Here is a 16,422-nt window from a genome sequence, read left to right on the forward strand (position 1 = left end):
AAACTTGCGTTTTTCCTTGATTGAGCGAGCGCTTAATTCATTACAGTAGTTCCACACTTGATTCACGCCATAAGCCATAGCATTCAATTTCTTCAAATGCTTATCTCGGACTCGAACTTTCAACGTTTTTGTATGGAGTAATATTGTCATAGATGTGATAATACTCAAAATTCTATACAGTGTATATCTATGAAATCCCATTATCATTGCGTTTATGACATGAAATATCATTTAGTGTTAGTTACAAAATATAGACGAAAATGCTTCACTTCTACAATGTTAGATTCACTACAAACTTCTTGTCAAAGCCTGTGCGACTGCAAGGCTTCGCCTTACTCGCTATCCATCTTCCACTAAACTAACTCGCTTAGGCTCGTTAGCTATAGCCGGAGAATTTCGCGAAAGCTGTTAAAAGACTAACTTCCGTACTCTCTTTTAATGGCTTGTACCGCCTTTATTGCGAGGTGATTTGGTTGAGTTTGCAAATATTTTGAAAGGTATTTCAAATTTCCGATTTCTTTAGCAATTATTCTAATTAATAGGTTGGCTTGGAATTCCGATATGGATTTGAAATGGTTGATGATAAATGCATCATCTTGTTTCCAGAATTCGTTTATTTTTATATCGCTCACATTCAGATTCCTTATGTTTTTGGTTTAATCTATTTTCGCTTTTTTGAAGATAGACAACTCAAAAAGCTTATCCTCGTTATAAAAAAACCAAAGGTTAAAGGAGAAAGCCTAGCTATATTCTTGGGATAAGAAAGCGCCCTACTAGACGCTTAATTTTTAGAAATGACTGTGATGACTCTATTTTCTATCTGCTCGCCAGTCATTTTTTCAATGTTTGAAATAAAATCCATTGCGGCTTCATTAGCTCCATCTTTTTCAAAGAACAATTTTCCGCTGGCTATTATTCTCGATTCGCCATCACCTTTTTTGCATGCTATAAGGTGCAATGCTGGGTTGTGGCCTCTAGACCTTATGAGATAAATAGTCATATCGTCTTTATGATATATCCAACCATCTTTATGTTCGGAAAATATCGTTCTAAGTTCGATAGTCTTTATTGTGTCTCTTTTTTTCATGGGCCGGCTTTTTGCTAATCTCAACTTATATCTTAGGTGCTTTTGGTTTATCAAAAGGTGAGGGGTCATATAGGTGGAATAGTTGTATGACTTGGCTTTTATGGCGTTTATATAGCGATGATCAACAACCATTTCCAGTGAAACGTTAACAGAGGGCTTTATGTCCTCATTAATAGAGGCGGTAAGATAGCAGATATTTCCCGATTCATCTTGCATGGTCAATAGGAGTTGTGCCTGTTTAGATGATTTCAATATGTTTTTAGACTTGATATTCAGGCTGATATTGGAAGATTCACTTATGTGACTGCATAACCTTTCATAATCTAAAGATTCGAGAATGTCATCAAATCCAATATTGGTATTGTTGATCATGTTTTCACAGATAGCTAGATAGCTGCTATACAGTTTTTCATAACCATAACTTCTACTTTTTGAGTTGATGACTCTTTTATACTCTTGTTTCAAAAGAGAAATAGAAGAGATCGACTCTTCCTTTTGAATTTTGAGTTTTCTCATGGCGTCTGAAATGTTCATGCATGCCTCATTGTATATAGATAATGAGATAATGTTATTTCACTTGTGATGCCTCACTGTTTTTAACGTTCTGGTGTGATAATTAGACTTTAGGTTAAAGGTGGAACCTTAGTAGCCGCCGATCGAGGTAGGTACAGTATGTCTTTCGTTAAGTGAAAAGGTATACAAATGAGGACGTCAAGACATAGCACAAGTATTTTGTGTTTTTTTATGATGTGGACGTAGAACAAGTGTTCTGTATTTGGCTCTTTTTGAGTAGATGACTTTTTTATACTTTTGTTTCAAAAGAGAAATAGAAAAGATCGACTCTTCCATTTGAATTTTCTCATGGCGTCTGAAATGTTTATGCATTCCTCATTGTATATAGATAATGTTATTTTACTTGTGATGCCTCGTTGTTTTTAACGTTCTGGTGTGATAGTTAGACTTTAGGTTAAAGGTGGAACCTTAGTAGTCGCTGATCGAAGTAGGTACAGTTTGTCTTTCGTTAAGTGAAAAGCTCTATGCATATGAGGACGTCAAGACATAGCACAAGTGTTTTGTGTTTTTTTATGATGTGGACGTAGAACAAGTGTTCTGTATTTGGCTCTTTTTGAGTCGGAATGAAGTTTGTACCCAAAATACCGTTTTTATTGGGCTGCGCAGTAACCAAAATTAGGGGCGCTCTCTGAGTATTCTTGGCACACTTTACTTCGATTCGCTCGACTTCGATTCGCTCGACTTAATCGACACACTTCTAATGGCATACTGTCCACAATATAAAGATCACTTTCAGGACAAATTTCGTGAACAATTACTTTGCCTAAGTTTTTCCAATTTAAAGCTAAGTCTTCGAACTCTTCTGTTATAAACGGAGCGTTCAATACGTCCAATGATTTCTGGAGGCACTGTTCAAAAAGAAAATTTTCAGAATCAATACCCTAACATTCTGCCGCTAAACTTAAAGCCAACAGCTCTTTATCGGTGAGTTTTGGTAACCTGATTTGATTCAAAAAATTGTCAATCGGCTCAAGGGAGTGCAGTAAAGTTAGAATTTTTTATAAACAATCTGTAAGTTACTTATCGTATTACCATTTTTCTAGATAATTAATGATAATCTCTTATTGAGGGTGAGTAACTTACTCCTTTCACCTTATTTTCCAAATGCACCACGGGTTATAGATAATGTTATTTTACTTGTGATGCATCATTGTTCTTAACGTTCTAGTGTAATAATTAGACTTTAGGTTAAAGGTGGAACCTTAGTAGCCGCCGATCGAGGTAGGTACAGTTTGTCTTTCGTTAAGTGAAAAGTTATACATATCACCAAAAGAGAGGACGTCAAGACATAGCATAAGTGTTTTGTATTTTTTCATGAAGTGGACGTAGAACAACTGTTCTGTATTTGTCTTGTTGGTAGTGCTCTTAATATAGAACAAGTGTTTTGTATTTGGCTCTTTTTGAGTAGATGACTTTTTATACTCTTGTTTCAAAAGAGAAACAGAAGAGATCGACTCTTCCTTTTGAATTTTGAATTTTGAATTTTGAATTTTGAGTTTTCTCATGGCGTCTGAAATGTTCATGCATGCCTCATTGTATATAGATAATGTTATTTTACTTGTGATGCCTTACTGTTTTTAACGTTCTGGTGTGATAATTAGCTTTAGGTTAAAGGTGGAACCTTAGTAGCCGCCGATCGAGGTAGGTACAGTACAGTATGTCTTTCGTTAAGTGAAAAGTTATACATATGACCAAAAGAGAGGACGTCAAGACATAGCACAAGTGTTTTGTATTTTTCCATAAAGTGGATGTAGAGCAACTGTTCTGTATTCGGCCTGTTGGTGGTGCTCTTAATATAGAACAAGTGTTTTGTATTTGTCTTGTTGGTGGTGCTCTTAATATAGAACAAGTGTTTTGTATTTTTCATGAATGGGATGTAGAACAAGTGTTCTGTATTTGGCTCTTTTTGAGTAGATGACTTTTTATACTCTTGTTTCAAAAGAGAAATAGAAAAGATCGACTCTTCCATTTGAATTTTCTCATGGCGTCTGAAATGTTCATGCATGTCTCATTGCATATAGATAATGAGATAATGCTATTTTACTTTTGATGCCTCACTGTTTTTAACGTTCTGGTGTGATAGTTAGACTTTAGGTTAAAGGTGGAACCTTAGTAGTCGCTGATCGAGGTGGGTACAGTTTTAAATAGCTTAATAAAAAAGGTATAAAAATGATCAAAGTGAGCATTTTATATTGAATTCGTTAGATTTATTAGGTTGTTGGTGTTTTTCATGATGTAGAACAATTGTTCTGTATTATACTGTTGGTGGTTTTCTTGACATCCTCCCCACCCTAAAGGGAGAGGATGTCAAAAGTTATGTAATGAACGCTCTAACTATGAATTTTGGCTGAATCGATAGGTATGCCTCTATTTCGTTGATTGGAAGAGACCAAAATTCAAACGTTTTAGGTTGTTGCTTGATTATTCCTCGTCTGCTGATGCTTCTTGTGTCAGTTTATTTAATTCTATTACTGCATTATCAATCGTTTTAGCAAGCGCCTCGGCGCGTAATTGCTGCTCGTGATTGAGTGAATTTCGCTCTATTTTGAAGTTGTACTGGCCCTTGATTAATTTATTATTGATTGTGATCGTCGGTTGTACTTTCTTTGTGTTTGATTTGGTTTCTTCAGCAAGTGATTTAAGTAGGGTTTTTAAATCGAGGCATTCGTTGCGCTCAATTTTTTTTTGTATTTCAGAAATAGGTTCTTCCCATAAAAGAAAAATCTCATCCTGGAGAGATTTTTTGATAAAAGTATTTCGACCTTCATGAACGCTTATATCAATTGAATTTCCTGAAAAAGATTCCATGTATTTTTCTAGAGCTATTGCTTCGTTTTGAGTCAATTCATCTGATGCCTTCATGACTTTCAAAAAAATGTTTTCGAGTTTTGTCCAAATTAGCGAGATGATTAGTTGAGATCGGATTTTTTTATTGTTGTATCTTCTGCCGGATATTTTTTTTGCATAGCTCACGTTGAAATCAGTAAGCGATGTTTTGGAACCCAACTCAATAACCTGTTCTTCATAGAATAATTTGACGCGTAAAGCATCTTCTAACCAATTTAATTTTCTATTCGAATCTGAATCATCACGTAACCGATCGGCAATCCACATCTGGTCATGTTGTATATCAACAACATCAACTATGAAATCTATGTCTATTCCGTGGTTTTTATGTAGCTCCATTATCATTGCACGACGACTTTTACCATTTGACAGAAATATCTTGTCGTTCCCTGTAACTCGGTATCCCGAGGCTGGTTGAGTCATTATCTGCTTATCTCGAAGGTCTTTATAGACTCCAAAATCAGTGAATTCTTGGCCTACGAATAATCTAGTATTGTTTTTTGCGCAAACTGTTCGCTCCTCCAGTTCACTCGCTGGTATCACCAATCTAGTGATAGGTTTTTTGATAGTCTCGTCATTTAAGTCTTTCAACGTATGAAAGGATGACGTTTTTGGTTTGTTTGAAAACGATGATTTTGGTGCTCTTCCACCTAGAAAGCCATCAATTTTTTTTTCACTCATAATGATTCTCGCTAATCTAATCTATTTTGGAAAAGTGGCTTTCAATATCTGCGGATATTTGAGAATAAAAAGCAGAAAAGCTATCTCTTGCTGACGAAAGCTGCCTTGATGAGCATACTTTATCGGCATTCTTAAGGTCCATAATGGTTCGGTTAAGTGCTGATGCTGCAGTGAATGCAACGCTCTTGTAAATTGGGCTGGAATATAAATTGGCGCCAAGTGATCTATGGAGACCGAGTTTTATTCTAACTTCATCGTCGGATGATGAGTCATGGTTTGTAATAACGCTCCGCCAAAGTCTCAAATTTTTTCCTTGAGAAGGAAGCTTTTCTAGTCGGTTTCTTAGATTTGAAAGGAAGTTAGAGGAACTTGCCACGTCGAATGGGCTTGGTTTTATCGGTGTCAGAATGAAGTTTGCGACATCCAGACCAAGCCATGTAAAAGCTGCGTCCTGAGGTGGTGTATCAATTATGACGATATCATAATGCTGTTTGATTCCATCTATAATGTCGTTGAAGTGTTTAAACAACGCTTCTTTTTGAGGTAGAGTCATTTCTCCAAAAATATCTGTTAATCGTTCATCTGACGGAAAAGCTGGCAATACATCTAAGTTGGGTAAGTGGGTAGGTTTGGTTGCTTCAAGCGCTGTGGCTATCTTTGCTTCAAGATTTGTCGCGCCCTCACTAATAAAGTAATTCACGGCTGAGGCGTACTCTTCACCATTTTGAGAATTGGCCTCGTATTCACCCAAAATCAAGTCGACTCCAGTAAGAAATAGATCATCATTATTCGAGCTACTGCCAGCCTGTGCCGCATGGTTGTATAGGTTTGTACCCGATGATCCTTGAGGATCTAAATCTATCAAAAGGATTTTAGCTCTTAGGTTTAGATCGAGGGCCATGGCCACACCAAGCGTGACAGTTGTTGTTGACTTAGCTATTCCGCCTTTCTGGTTTGCTACAGCAATGCAAATAGGATCTTTATTGCTGCGATATGTGGGTAATTCCATGTATTCCATTAGAGCGTTGATGTGATCTCGGGTAAAAAGATGAGCGATAGATTGCTTTAATGGCTGTGGGATAATGTTGTCAGAAATGGCTCTATCAATTTTGGCATTAAGAGTGTGTTGGCGCATGTTGAGCGCCCTGGCAAGTTGGCTTTTATTCAGTGCATTGTTAACATGAATTCGGTCGATGTCTAGGTCTTCGTCACCGACGAACATTTTTACTTTTTTATGATCAGACATAAACTGTTTAAGATTTTGTTGGCTCATAGATAGCCGGTTTGCTGATGATTCGATTACGTCTAACGCGTCCATGTTGTAGTCCTAGTGTTAGTGATGATGATTGGTTGTTTCAATAAAATGTTTGGCGTCATACTTTTTATGTCGTTTTCGCCTTTATTATGTCGCTTGAGATTATCTTATAACAACAATCTAGATGCAAACAAGAGGATTTCTAATCTAATTTATTAATTGAGAAATAATTAAAATGGATGCTTAGTCTGCTGGCTGCTGGCTGCTGGCTGCTGGCTGCTGGCTGCTGGCTGCTGGCTGGGGCGAGCTAAGCTAGATGAGGGAAATATTTCCTGCGCTCTAGTTGTATGGCGGGATTTATTAAAAAAAGTTAGGCGGGTATATAGCGTATTCTATACCTGTCGAGATCAGCTTTAGAAATTTTTAGAAGCTTTTCAATGACTCCTATCCTCTGGAGATAGAGTGCGATTGAGTGCGGGGTGGGTTTATGTGAATGCACAAGTGATTTTATGGCTGGATTGCTGAAATAAGTAATGTCTTCGTTTATTTCAATTGTGATGTATTTTGGAGTTTTATTGTTCATGATTTAATAACATATAATTAGTTACAATTAATTAATAATAAATAAAATTAATTGTTATGGCAATCATGACTTACAGCTTAAGCAACATTCTCCGCTTGGGGCATTAAGCGCTAGCAGTAGGAATCTCCACCCTTTAGGGTGGAGAGGATGTCAAATTCTTGTTAATGTTTAACAACTGAGATATGCTGGCCTCTTTTCGACACCATTCCATAAAAGGCTCGGAAACTATCATAATGCCTCTTATTTCAGTATCAATTTCATTGACAGTTTCGATGGTGTGAGAGTCGCTGTTTGATAGCGCATCAAAATCTGCAACTTTTTTAGTTATCTAATAAAGTTCTTTTGTCATTTATTTTTTTATAGCAGCTCAAAATTAATTTGTATGATAAGTTAATTTTGTTCTTAATTGTTCTAATGGCTTCTTTCTGTACTTCTAATAGAACATCTCCCGTGATAATAATTTCTCCATCAAAGTTGTTCTGTGTTGGGGTGTTAGGAACATTTATATCAAGCTCATAAATAGAATCTTTTTCCTCTAACTCGGCAAAGCATGCCCCCCCAGATACCTTTGTAGATTTTTTTATATTAAGGTTTCCTCCCATAAAATGTATATTATTCATAGAGATATAATTTAAACCAAAGTCCTCGGCATTCTTTTCATTAATAGTAATTGCTAACGAAGGTCTTTGCGGTGGAGAAAATATCTTTAAGTCGTATATAGCGTAGATCAAAAATAAAAATGCTAAGGCAGATGGGAATATATAGATTCTTAAAAATCTCATTTAATTAATACCGATGATTGTTTTCTTGGATCTCTGTATCATTGCTTTGCAAGTATCTATCGTTGTTATTAGTGTCGATAATTTCATTACAATTAGTTATACTATCGCTTTTCTGAGGAACTGCAGTTTTTGGGCTTTCTCGCTTTCTAGATCTATTTAATTTCTTTGTTGTTGAGTTATTTTTTTTAGGGTTGGAGAGGTTTTCGTACATCGTTGTAGCTGCTTTCAATAGCTGGCTTTCAGATAAAGATTCATTGGATTTAAAGCCTCTCAATAAATCTACCAACTGACAAAGCTCTTCTTGCTTCCGGCTTTCTTCTTCTGCGGCCTTTTGTATTTCTTCCATTACTCTTGACTCGGCTGATCCAATTGAGCTTTCAATAACCCCCTTAAATACACGCAAGATATCTGGTTCACAATCTCTAAGCGATAGCGGAATGCTCTCTATCTCGCTTATATTCAAGGCGTTAATTTTGTTTATGATGGTTTTAATGCGTTTGATTAGAGTTGCCGATTCTGAAGCTGAAATAGCCATAAATTTCGTCCTATTGGGCTGGAAGTTGATTTCTGCGTTTATAAGTAGATTCATTTTGTATGATATGCATGCATTCTGTGTGAGTTGACTGAGATATTCCAAAGCAGAAGCTTTCGGAGTCATTTGTAAAACTTGCGCTATAAATATGATTTGAAGTGTTGTGTTTGTATATCTTTAAACCAAATTTGAGTGACATGGTTAAAAATGCAGCTTGGTCATAAGTGCTTAAATCCAGTAAGATTAGTTGTTCATGTGCAGGAGTTAGCGCTTGTATTGCAAGAGTGTCGTGAATGCAGTCTGGCTTTGCTATTGAGTTTTTGTTTGCTCTTCCTACCAAGAAATGAGACGTATTGACGTCGATATTGAACTCTTTCCTAACCATTTCAGGTGTAAGTGTAAATAAAAGTCTATCTGCGGGAGATAGAAGGAGGATAGACGAAGATGCACCATTCATAAGTATTGACCTATTTTCTATACATGGTAAATATGTGGCGATTGCTTGACGATGGTAATTCTGTGAAGCCTGGCATATAACCACTTTTCATTTTCTCTTCAAAGAACTTTTGAATTTCAACCCCGCTTCCTTCGACTATCCAGCTTCTCGGTTGGTTTTGAACGACATTCAAATACCATGCTTTCGACTCTGGGAATGGCTTGCTGTCGGGCTTAAGAGGGGTGTTTCTCTTAAGTCTAGCTTGTAAAAAATTTTGACCATCTGTTGAACCTGCTATATCTACGGTCCACCCGCCTGCAAACTGTAAATCCATAAACGTATTAATTGACTCTTGATCTATCTCAATTTGAATGTAGTAGTATGAGTTGTTTGGGTCTTCTTTATACCAAGCGCCTGTTGTGAAAGCCTGTGCGTTAGCAAAACAAGGGATAAATGAGCTAATTAATAGAAAATTGACTGCTTTATTATGTGGAAATAATTTTTTAATATTCATAATATATCTAATGTGAAATAATTGAATTAATTATAATTTAATAACATTTAATGAGGCGTGTAAATGTCAAAGTCTGTTGATAGTTGGATTGATCAGGCGCAAGTACTAGACAAAAAGCCCAAAAAGTCGAAATTTTCTATGCGGATAAGGTCTGCGTTGAAGTCCCTTTTGGTGTATGGCAGTCATTCACTTGCGTTAACTGTCTGCACATCTCTTTTGTATGGTGGTATCTCCCTAGAATGGCTGTTTTTAGCAAATAAGCATCCTATATATTATCTGTTTTTACTGTTTATGTTGTTGTTCGTGTTTGGCGTCTCTGCAGCATTTAAAGTTGTACTCATAAAAACATCATATCGCTCAATTATTTTAAGTTTGAAAGAATTCCTCCGAAAAAAAACTATCAAGGGGAGGTTCTATTTACGAATAATAGGGTGCATATTTTTATTTCACACATTTGTAAGAAAGCTATTGGCGAGGAGAAACTATTTTCGTCTTGCGAGTCGTTGTCTATTACTGTTTTATGCATTGATTGTTATTTCCTTTCCATTAAGTTCTCAAAGTTATGCTTCGCTCGAAGATGATTTTGGTAATCTCTCTCTTGAGCTAAACAATCTCACTGCTAATGATTTATCTTTAAAGATCTTAACCTTTCCGTATGGAACTGTTATTCAGGATGTACAAAATAATCCATTATCATTGGCTTATCTTAAAGGACAAGGGGATCTTAGTGGATCACCTTTTTCTGGTGAGGGTTTGAATGTTACTGCCTTTCAAAATATTAGGCCATATTCTAGTCTCTCGGATCTGGATAATACACTGGAAACAAACTCGCCAGATTCGATAATGGGTATGTTTTCATTATTCTCTGGATATGCGGTAATTATATTGATGATGCTATCTGTGGCGTTTCGTGTGGGATTTCAGTTGATTTCTGACGGCATGGATGGGGCAAATAGCACAGCAGAACAGGATATGTTATTAAAAAGAGTCAGTATGGTGTCTTTGTCAGCCGCTTTCTCCTTGGCTTTGACTGCCCCTATATACAAAGGCTATGCAATATTAAATCTCTTTTTATTTTCTAGTCTGATTGTCGGAATTGGGGTCACTAATGCTTTTGTTATGACGTATTTCGAATGGCGAGCGGTTAGTGTATCTCCTACTTTAGCGGTCAGTCCAAAGACAGACTACATTGTATCAGAAGTTCTTGAACTCGCTTTTTGTAATTCTGCGTATGCAGCTAGTACGGGTAACTCGTCTTCGGTGGATGTGAAGGCTATTACACCTATGAATTTTCAAATTGATTATTCTGCATGTGGTTCTCTATCGATTTCACAAATAGAAATAGATTCAGAGTGGTTTTCTTTTGACACAAACGACCCAATAGCCGACTCATTAGATTTAACTTCAAAAAATAATGCTGAAGTCCAAGCTATAAGAGAGTATATCAACAAAAGCTATTTGATTGCTTTGAATAAATTAGTAGTAGAAACAAAATTGATTGTTAGTGGTTTAGAAAAAATAGCTAGTGATCCTGGGATTTCAGAGTTTGTTCGGCAGTGTGACATAGGTAGAAGCAGCAATTTCAATGTGAGCCAGCTAGAAGTAGAGGACAAATACTATACACTTGACGGTGACGCTCTGGAGGCATGTAAAGGTGATGGTATTGCGGCTGGGCTGGTTAAGTTAAGGACGAACTTTGCGGCAGATGTAGATCAGATCATTAAGCAGGCCTATTTAACGGCACAAGGAAAATTGAAGATTGAAGAAAGTGTCGATGGAAAGATTGATTTTGTTAAAACCGATAAGACAGTTGATATAGCCCGACCATCGACTTACGGGCATTATGCGCAGGGATGGGTTAATTTTCCATTTTTTATGACATTGATGCATAACGCACAGAAAAAGCTTATTGGGCTTCTTCAAATGGAGGTTAATGGTGGGGTTGATTTAAAGTCGTATGGTGAAGAAGGCGCAATGTACGACATGGGGATGGCTATCGGCTTATCGCGATATTTAAATCAAATATCTTACGGAACAACGGTATTAACGGATGCTGAAAAGTCTCTTTCAACCTTGGCCAATGCAAATACAATGGGAGAAGTCAACTTTTCTGACGTGACAAGTTATGGCGCTTTAGTCAACATGGATGGAGCGGTGTCTAACTTTTTAGGTAGACTGATGGCGAAAAGCTTTTTAATTCAGTCAAATGAACATGTCGTTGGGCAATATATAAATGCAGGTCATACGATAATTGCATCTTACATCGCATTAAGTTCTGCAGTAGGGGCTACGAGTCCATTTTTTTCATTCGTTAAATCTGCTGTTGGCGGTAAGACTGCATTAGAACAAATAAATGATAGTGATAAGGCTGGTGGTTCTAAGGGGTTGTTAGGAGAAGCAAGCTCATTATTATCAAAGGTAGGTGGCGGTGTCTTCTCCATTGTCGGTGGGGCGATTGGCGGAGCATTTAGTGCTTATAAACAGTTAATGGAGCCGATGTTCAGCTTGATTCTGCCTTTTGCGTTTGTTTGTGCTTTTGTATTGCCTGGGTTGCTTGCTCTGATGTTTATGACCACTGTTTTGAAGTGGTTTCTACAGGTTATTAAAACCACGTTATTTGCTGCCGTTTCAGCCATCAAAATGTACAGTTCTGATGGAACTAATGTCTTGGGGGAAGGTGCTAAAGAAGTGATGATGTCTACAATGGCAGTAGGGATAATGCCGTTATTGATCGTGTCTTCGTTTATAGCGGTAGACCTTTTGGTTTCTCCAGTTGTGGCTACGTATCAATTCATAATTTATCAGGTGTTTGCCATTAGTTTAGAGGCAACTGCACAAGGTCCATTGTATATCGCAGCATTAATCGGATTTCTTGTGGTGCCGCCTTTGTATGCAATGATCTATCTTTATTCGTTTCCGTCTATGGCTATTGATAGTGTTATGCAATTTTTGAGCTTGAACTTAGGGGTGAGTGGAGTAAGCAGTGTAGATCAAGGTGTTAATAGACTTACTGGGGCAGGGGGGTCGACTGGTAAAGTCGCATTGCCTCGACTTGCTGAAAAGGATGGTGAGGGAGAGACTCGAAATCTTATGTCCAATTCAGAAGCATATAAGCAAGGGATCAATTACAGTGTTGGAGTAGATGGAGATGCAGGCAACTCAGGTAATTCTGGTGCAGCTTCTTTAGATCAAGGGACCAGAACGACTGCTCGTCAAGTAGAGGCTTCTGATGCGAATGATACTGGGTCAATTGCTTCTCTTAAAAGAAATGGCGGGGTGTTATGAGAAAAAATAAAGATGTAAGAGCAATGATGCTTCTTGTGTTGGCTGCTTTATCAACTACTGGGTGTTCATCTATTCATGAAAAAAGCAATCCTGGCCCTGAGTCTGAATTAGTTCGTATTGTTGGGGTTGCGACACCTACGCGGTTAAGTGTTAAAGCATCTGATTATAAAACCTATTATATTGATATGGCCTATTTTTTTCCATCTACCGTTCTCTGTTCGGATCGGCCGTCTTCTTGTTCGGAGTTAAAAGGTAAGGCATTAGGTAAATTATTTTGGGTTCAAAGAGAGTACGATCGATTTGGGTTGATGATGTTCAGTATCTGGCCAGTGGGCGATGGTAAGGCTAAGCAACCACTTAATATTGATTTAATTATTGATGGTGGCTATGCGCGAATGACTGATAACTATGCTCTTCCTAACGGAAAGAGTGAGTTAATTGCGGTGGCCTCAGACCTTGGTATAGCGAGACAAAACCTACACTACAAAAAAGCGAACTTAAAATCATGGCAGAAAGCGCTACTGAACAGGGAATCTAAATAATGTCAAAACTGCTTGGTTTAATTCAAAAATTTCAAGTGTATTCATGCGATGCAATTGACTACGAGCAATTAAAAGTAATGGTTAAAAAGCACGAAAAGCCAGAATTGGGAGAACGCGATTTCGTTAAGGGCTTTACTGAGCCGGACCCAAGGAGACCAAATGATCTTGTATTAAATGGAGGGGATTCTCAGTGGCTTGTTAACTACACGATAGAGTCGCATCTATATGATATGCCTCAGGTGAATAAGAAAGTTCGCCTAAAAATGGCAGAGGTGGCATCAGCCTATCCTGAAATGAAAGGTCCAGAAAAACAAAAACGTAAGGATGAAATTAAAGAGTTAATAATGAGCGAAATGAGAAGAGACGGAGCTACGAAAATAAAGATTAAGGACATACCGGTTCTCATAACAAATAAGAATATTTTGTTCGTTGGGTTTTGTGCAAAGTCAGAGGATTTGCAGCCTTTTTTAAAAATACTCATGACTGCGGGTGTTCCTAAAATAAAGATAGTGGCGCATGACTCTGAGCTGATAAGAACGGCTCTAACGGCTGCTTTAATGTCGTCTGATATTGTTGGGGCAATAAGTTTTCAGTCGCCTGTTCGTGGTGTGGGAGATCAACAGGTAAGTCTGGGTGGCGAGTGCGATTTGAGAGCGAATTCGCAGGAGGGAAAAGAAAGGGCGAAGTTTTTTGATTTTGTTTTAGATGATAGGGATGAAATTATTAATCTAATTGAATCTGGAAAAGCTGCTCATTCATGCCAGTTTCGTTTTTTCATGTCGGACATGTCTTTTAGATTCGTTTATTCCGTAGATGGGGTCTTTAGTAGTATTGGGGCAACGCCACCTGAAGGTCTGAAAGCAGAGGAGCCCACTGCAAGCGAAGCTGTCTCTAAATCAAGTTATGCAATGCATTCAATGCATTTGTTTATCGAAAGATTAATGCAAAGCTAAGAAATAAAGATAAGCGAAATGAGTGTGCAAGCTGACATGATTGGTAGAAAAATTTTGAACATTTAGTTATGCCTATAATACGTTAATAAATATTATATACGCATTATAGGCATTAATTAATATAAATAATGATTAATATAAATAGCCCTGAACTTTGACTGCCTCTCTAATGCACTTTATATCATTATAGTGACTAGAACTAGGACGTTTAGTCCCACGATATGCTCTGTTGCTTTCGTTATTTCTGAAAGCTGTATATTGAGTGCACGTAGATGTATGTTTAATATTTAATTTTATGTTATTTTTCACATCCGAAAGAGATGCTTTTGACTCAATTTGAGAGTCAAGGCTGTCGAGCCGGACTTTGTTGTTTTTAATTTTTTTTCCATTATCAGACATTGCTGTTTGGAGGCTTGCAACATTTTCCATCATTGTTGTACCTGACCTTTTCTTTGAAGAAATAGAGTCAAAACCATTGATTTCAATAGCTTGAGCATTTAAGTTTCGAATTATTCCGTAGTGATTTGCAAGATTACCATCAACCGTCTTCAGTTGGCTGCCCACATCTCCGAATTGACTTTTTACTTCAGATTTTAAGCTGCCGAACTGATTGTTAATATTGCCACGAAACGCGACAAACTTATTGTTAGTGTCAGCTCTGAGTCTATTGATTAAATTAAGATTGTTAGTAATGTCTATAGTTTGTTGTTGATTTTTGGCTTTGTTAGTATGGATTTGAACAGATTGTGCTTTTAATGTATTTATTGAGCTCTGAAGCGACGCCTTTAGATCTCTGTCATTCAGGTTACTCCAAGACTCATTTGATATTGAGTGAGTGCTTGCGAAAATCAATATGGTAGGTATTAAGATTTTATTAATCATTAATTATTCCTTTTTTAATAAATTGACTGAATACGTATTTAATAGCTCTATATAAGAGCTATTAAATATAATATAATATAATTATGGGCAATTTGTCTGTAATTCATACAAAAAAGCGCGGACATCAAGCATCCCTACTCCATGAATACTAGGATCATAGTTAGGAATTGATTTATCAGCCGTAGCCAGTAACGTGTTGGCTAGGTTTTCATAACTAGATACAGTGCAGTAGCTTTTACCTAGAGAAAGTGCTCGACTTACAAATGGTGTGGAAAATGATGTTCCACCCCATGGTTGAAATGAGTTCTCTGTTCCTGCCAAAGAACTTGCAGATATAACGTCCGTTCCTAAGGCTATAATCCATCGTTTTTGAATGTCTGGGTTATTGCCAGGGATGCCAGAGAATTGATACAATTTTTTTTCTTTATCGATGTTCCCAACCATTATTACTTGATTTGCTAAGTCCGTACCCCAGACATAATTGACATTAGGGTAATCTATTGCGTCTTGTGTATGATTGTCTCTTGCGTTGCCACCAGCCCATACATAAAAATTACCTTCCGCTATCTGTTCTGGGATTGCAGTACCATTGCTAGGGTGTGCTCCCCAACTATTACTCATTAGTGCATAACCAGGTTCATTAGACTTGAAGTCTGCAAAAGACGGGTTATTAATTAAATCGACAAATGCACCGTCTGACCCTGTTATGATGGCTGTTACGCCAGCGCAATGTGCAGTGACATTAACATTGCTCCAATTGGAGTCGTAATATCGCATTAAGCTTTGGTCTTGTGCGTCGTTTGGGTTAAGTACTCTCTTTTGAGTACCTTCATCGAAGATCAATCTGTTAACTTTGTTTTTTATTAGAGAATGTGTGGGTTCGCAGGCGTTGTCATATACCGTTACTGGGTAGGATTTTGAATAATTAGCACCCACCTCCTGCGCGGCATCGAAGCCCATAAAGCGAAGTTGGTCTTGCATAATTGATTTAATTGAGGGTGTTGCTTCATCATACACATTGCATGTAGGAGTATCTTCTTGCCCCATTAGAAAGTCACATTGTTTCACCATATCTACTTGCTCTATAAAAGAGCAAGAATATTCAAAGGCGCTGGTCTTTGAGCAAACGGGGGTATGCATTGCTAAAAAACTCCTATCGAAACCGAATAAATCAAATCCCCAGTCTTGTTCAAAAGAGTTGTTTAACATCTCTGATACGCCAGATATGATGCCAGCCCATTTATAAGGTTTATCAGGCAACGTAGGGGTGAAGTCTAATAGGTTGTATTCCGTAAGTAAGTCTCTCGCCTTAACTGATGTCTCAAGGTTGCTAACAGTGGATGCTCTGCTATAGGAAAAGGTGCCTGCCGTTGGACTTATGTCCATATCGGCAAAAAACAATGATTCAGAGCCATCTTGATAAGAAAAGTGACAACCTGCTTTATCGTTTCCAAAATATTTGCAGCTTTC

The 16,422-nt window shown here is 37.5% G+C and carries 15 protein-coding genes; 4 read left to right on the plus strand and 11 right to left on the minus strand.

Annotated features, from left to right (window positions below; genetic code table 11):
- The first annotated feature begins 219 nt into the window (after positions 1-219).
- Entirely contained in the window at positions 220-357 is a 138-nt protein-coding gene (locus ACMUMJ_RS16325; protein ID WP_414679914.1) for a transposase, read from the plus strand.
- A 59-nt stretch (positions 358-416) separates the two neighbouring features.
- Here ACMUMJ_RS16325 and ACMUMJ_RS16330 read toward each other — a convergent pair whose 3' ends face one another.
- From ACMUMJ_RS16330 to ACMUMJ_RS16370, 9 genes are all read right to left on the minus strand, one after another.
- Positions 417-632 carry a hypothetical protein gene (locus ACMUMJ_RS16330; protein WP_414679915.1) on the minus strand — a complete coding sequence of 72 codons (216 nt, stop codon included), beginning with the start codon at positions 630-632 and terminating at the stop codon, positions 417-419.
- Positions 633-781: 149 nt separating this feature from the next.
- The gene (locus ACMUMJ_RS16335; protein ID WP_414679916.1) at positions 782-1,621 is read right to left on the minus strand and encodes a hypothetical protein; all 840 of its coding nucleotides are present in this window, start codon (positions 1,619-1,621) and stop codon (positions 782-784) included.
- 629 nt (positions 1,622-2,250) lie between these two features.
- Positions 2,251-2,493, minus strand: a complete 243-nt coding sequence (locus tag ACMUMJ_RS16340; RefSeq protein ID WP_414679917.1) for a hypothetical protein — start codon at positions 2,491-2,493, stop codon at positions 2,251-2,253.
- Positions 2,494-4,081: 1,588 nt separating this feature from the next.
- A complete protein-coding gene (locus tag ACMUMJ_RS16345) occupies positions 4,082-5,188 on the minus strand; it encodes a hypothetical protein (protein ID WP_414679918.1) in 1,107 nt (368 codons plus the stop codon).
- Positions 5,189-5,204: 16 nt separating this feature from the next.
- Positions 5,205-6,506, minus strand: coding sequence for a ParA family protein (locus ACMUMJ_RS16350; RefSeq protein ID WP_414679919.1), 1,302 nt, complete (start codon positions 6,504-6,506; stop codon positions 5,205-5,207).
- Between the two features lie 840 nt (positions 6,507-7,346).
- A complete protein-coding gene (locus tag ACMUMJ_RS16355) occupies positions 7,347-7,808 on the minus strand; it encodes a hypothetical protein (RefSeq protein WP_414679920.1) in 462 nt (153 codons plus the stop codon).
- 4 nt (positions 7,809-7,812) lie between these two features.
- A complete protein-coding gene (locus tag ACMUMJ_RS16360) occupies positions 7,813-8,343 on the minus strand; it encodes a hypothetical protein (RefSeq protein ID WP_414679921.1) in 531 nt (176 codons plus the stop codon).
- 10 nt (positions 8,344-8,353) lie between these two features.
- Entirely contained in the window at positions 8,354-8,797 is a 444-nt protein-coding gene (locus ACMUMJ_RS16365; RefSeq protein WP_414679922.1) for a hypothetical protein, read from the minus strand.
- A gap of 10 nt (positions 8,798-8,807) precedes the next feature.
- A complete protein-coding gene (locus tag ACMUMJ_RS16370; RefSeq protein ID WP_414679923.1) occupies positions 8,808-9,290 on the minus strand; it encodes a hypothetical protein in 483 nt (160 codons plus the stop codon).
- A gap of 468 nt (positions 9,291-9,758) precedes the next feature.
- Here ACMUMJ_RS16370 and ACMUMJ_RS16375 point away from each other — a divergent pair, with 468 nt between their 5' ends.
- The 3 genes from ACMUMJ_RS16375 (at position 9,759) to ACMUMJ_RS16385 (ending at position 14,070) form a co-directional block, all read left to right on the plus strand.
- Positions 9,759-12,575, plus strand: coding sequence for a hypothetical protein (locus ACMUMJ_RS16375; protein WP_414679924.1), 2,817 nt, complete (start codon positions 9,759-9,761; stop codon positions 12,573-12,575).
- Positions 12,572-13,117, plus strand: a complete 546-nt coding sequence (locus ACMUMJ_RS16380) for a hypothetical protein (RefSeq protein ID WP_414679925.1) — start codon at positions 12,572-12,574, stop codon at positions 13,115-13,117. The genes ACMUMJ_RS16375 and ACMUMJ_RS16380 overlap by 4 nt, the downstream gene beginning before the upstream one ends.
- A 77-nt stretch (positions 13,118-13,194) precedes the next feature.
- The gene (locus tag ACMUMJ_RS16385; protein WP_414679926.1) at positions 13,195-14,070 is read left to right on the plus strand and encodes a hypothetical protein; all 876 of its coding nucleotides are present in this window, start codon (positions 13,195-13,197) and stop codon (positions 14,068-14,070) included.
- 132 nt (positions 14,071-14,202) lie between these two features.
- On the opposite strand, the gene ACMUMJ_RS16390 is transcribed toward ACMUMJ_RS16385, so the two are convergent.
- Together ACMUMJ_RS16390 and ACMUMJ_RS16395 are read right to left on the minus strand one after the other, a co-directional pair.
- Positions 14,203-14,952, minus strand: coding sequence for a hypothetical protein (locus ACMUMJ_RS16390; RefSeq protein WP_414679927.1), 750 nt, complete (start codon positions 14,950-14,952; stop codon positions 14,203-14,205).
- A gap of 81 nt (positions 14,953-15,033) precedes the next feature.
- Positions 15,034-16,422: S8 family serine peptidase (locus tag ACMUMJ_RS16395; RefSeq protein WP_414679928.1), on the minus strand; the 1,389-nt coding region annotated here is incomplete at its 5' end.

This window comes from Marinomonas phycocola (genome assembly GCF_047525455.1).
Taxonomy (GTDB): domain Bacteria; phylum Pseudomonadota; class Gammaproteobacteria; order Pseudomonadales; family Marinomonadaceae; genus Marinomonas.

Bases quoted from the DNA above. Each gene is read 5' to 3' on its own strand.
- ACMUMJ_RS16365 (WP_414679922.1), bottom strand. From the start codon at position 8,797: ATGAATGGTGCATCTTCGTCTATCCTCCTTCTATCTCCCGCAGATAGA.
- ACMUMJ_RS16390 (WP_414679927.1), bottom strand. From the start codon at position 14,952: ATGATTAATAAAATCTTAATACCTACCATATTGATTTTCGCAAGCACT.
- ACMUMJ_RS16325 (WP_414679914.1), top strand. From the start codon at position 220: ATGAAATATCATTTAGTGTTAGTTACAAAATATAGACGAAAATGCTTC.
- ACMUMJ_RS16355 (WP_414679920.1), bottom strand. From the start codon at position 7,808: ATGAGATTTTTAAGAATCTATATATTCCCATCTGCCTTAGCATTTTTA.
- ACMUMJ_RS16350 (WP_414679919.1), bottom strand. From the start codon at position 6,506: ATGGACGCGTTAGACGTAATCGAATCATCAGCAAACCGGCTATCTATG.
- ACMUMJ_RS16370 (WP_414679923.1), bottom strand. From the start codon at position 9,290: ATGAATATTAAAAAATTATTTCCACATAATAAAGCAGTCAATTTTCTA.
- ACMUMJ_RS16385 (WP_414679926.1), top strand. From the start codon at position 13,195: ATGGTTAAAAAGCACGAAAAGCCAGAATTGGGAGAACGCGATTTCGTT.
- ACMUMJ_RS16345 (WP_414679918.1), bottom strand. From the start codon at position 5,188: ATGAGTGAAAAAAAAATTGATGGCTTTCTAGGTGGAAGAGCACCAAAA.
- ACMUMJ_RS16335 (WP_414679916.1), bottom strand. From the start codon at position 1,621: ATGAACATTTCAGACGCCATGAGAAAACTCAAAATTCAAAAGGAAGAG.
- ACMUMJ_RS16360 (WP_414679921.1), bottom strand. From the start codon at position 8,343: ATGGCTATTTCAGCTTCAGAATCGGCAACTCTAATCAAACGCATTAAA.
- ACMUMJ_RS16380 (WP_414679925.1), top strand. From the start codon at position 12,572: ATGAGAAAAAATAAAGATGTAAGAGCAATGATGCTTCTTGTGTTGGCT.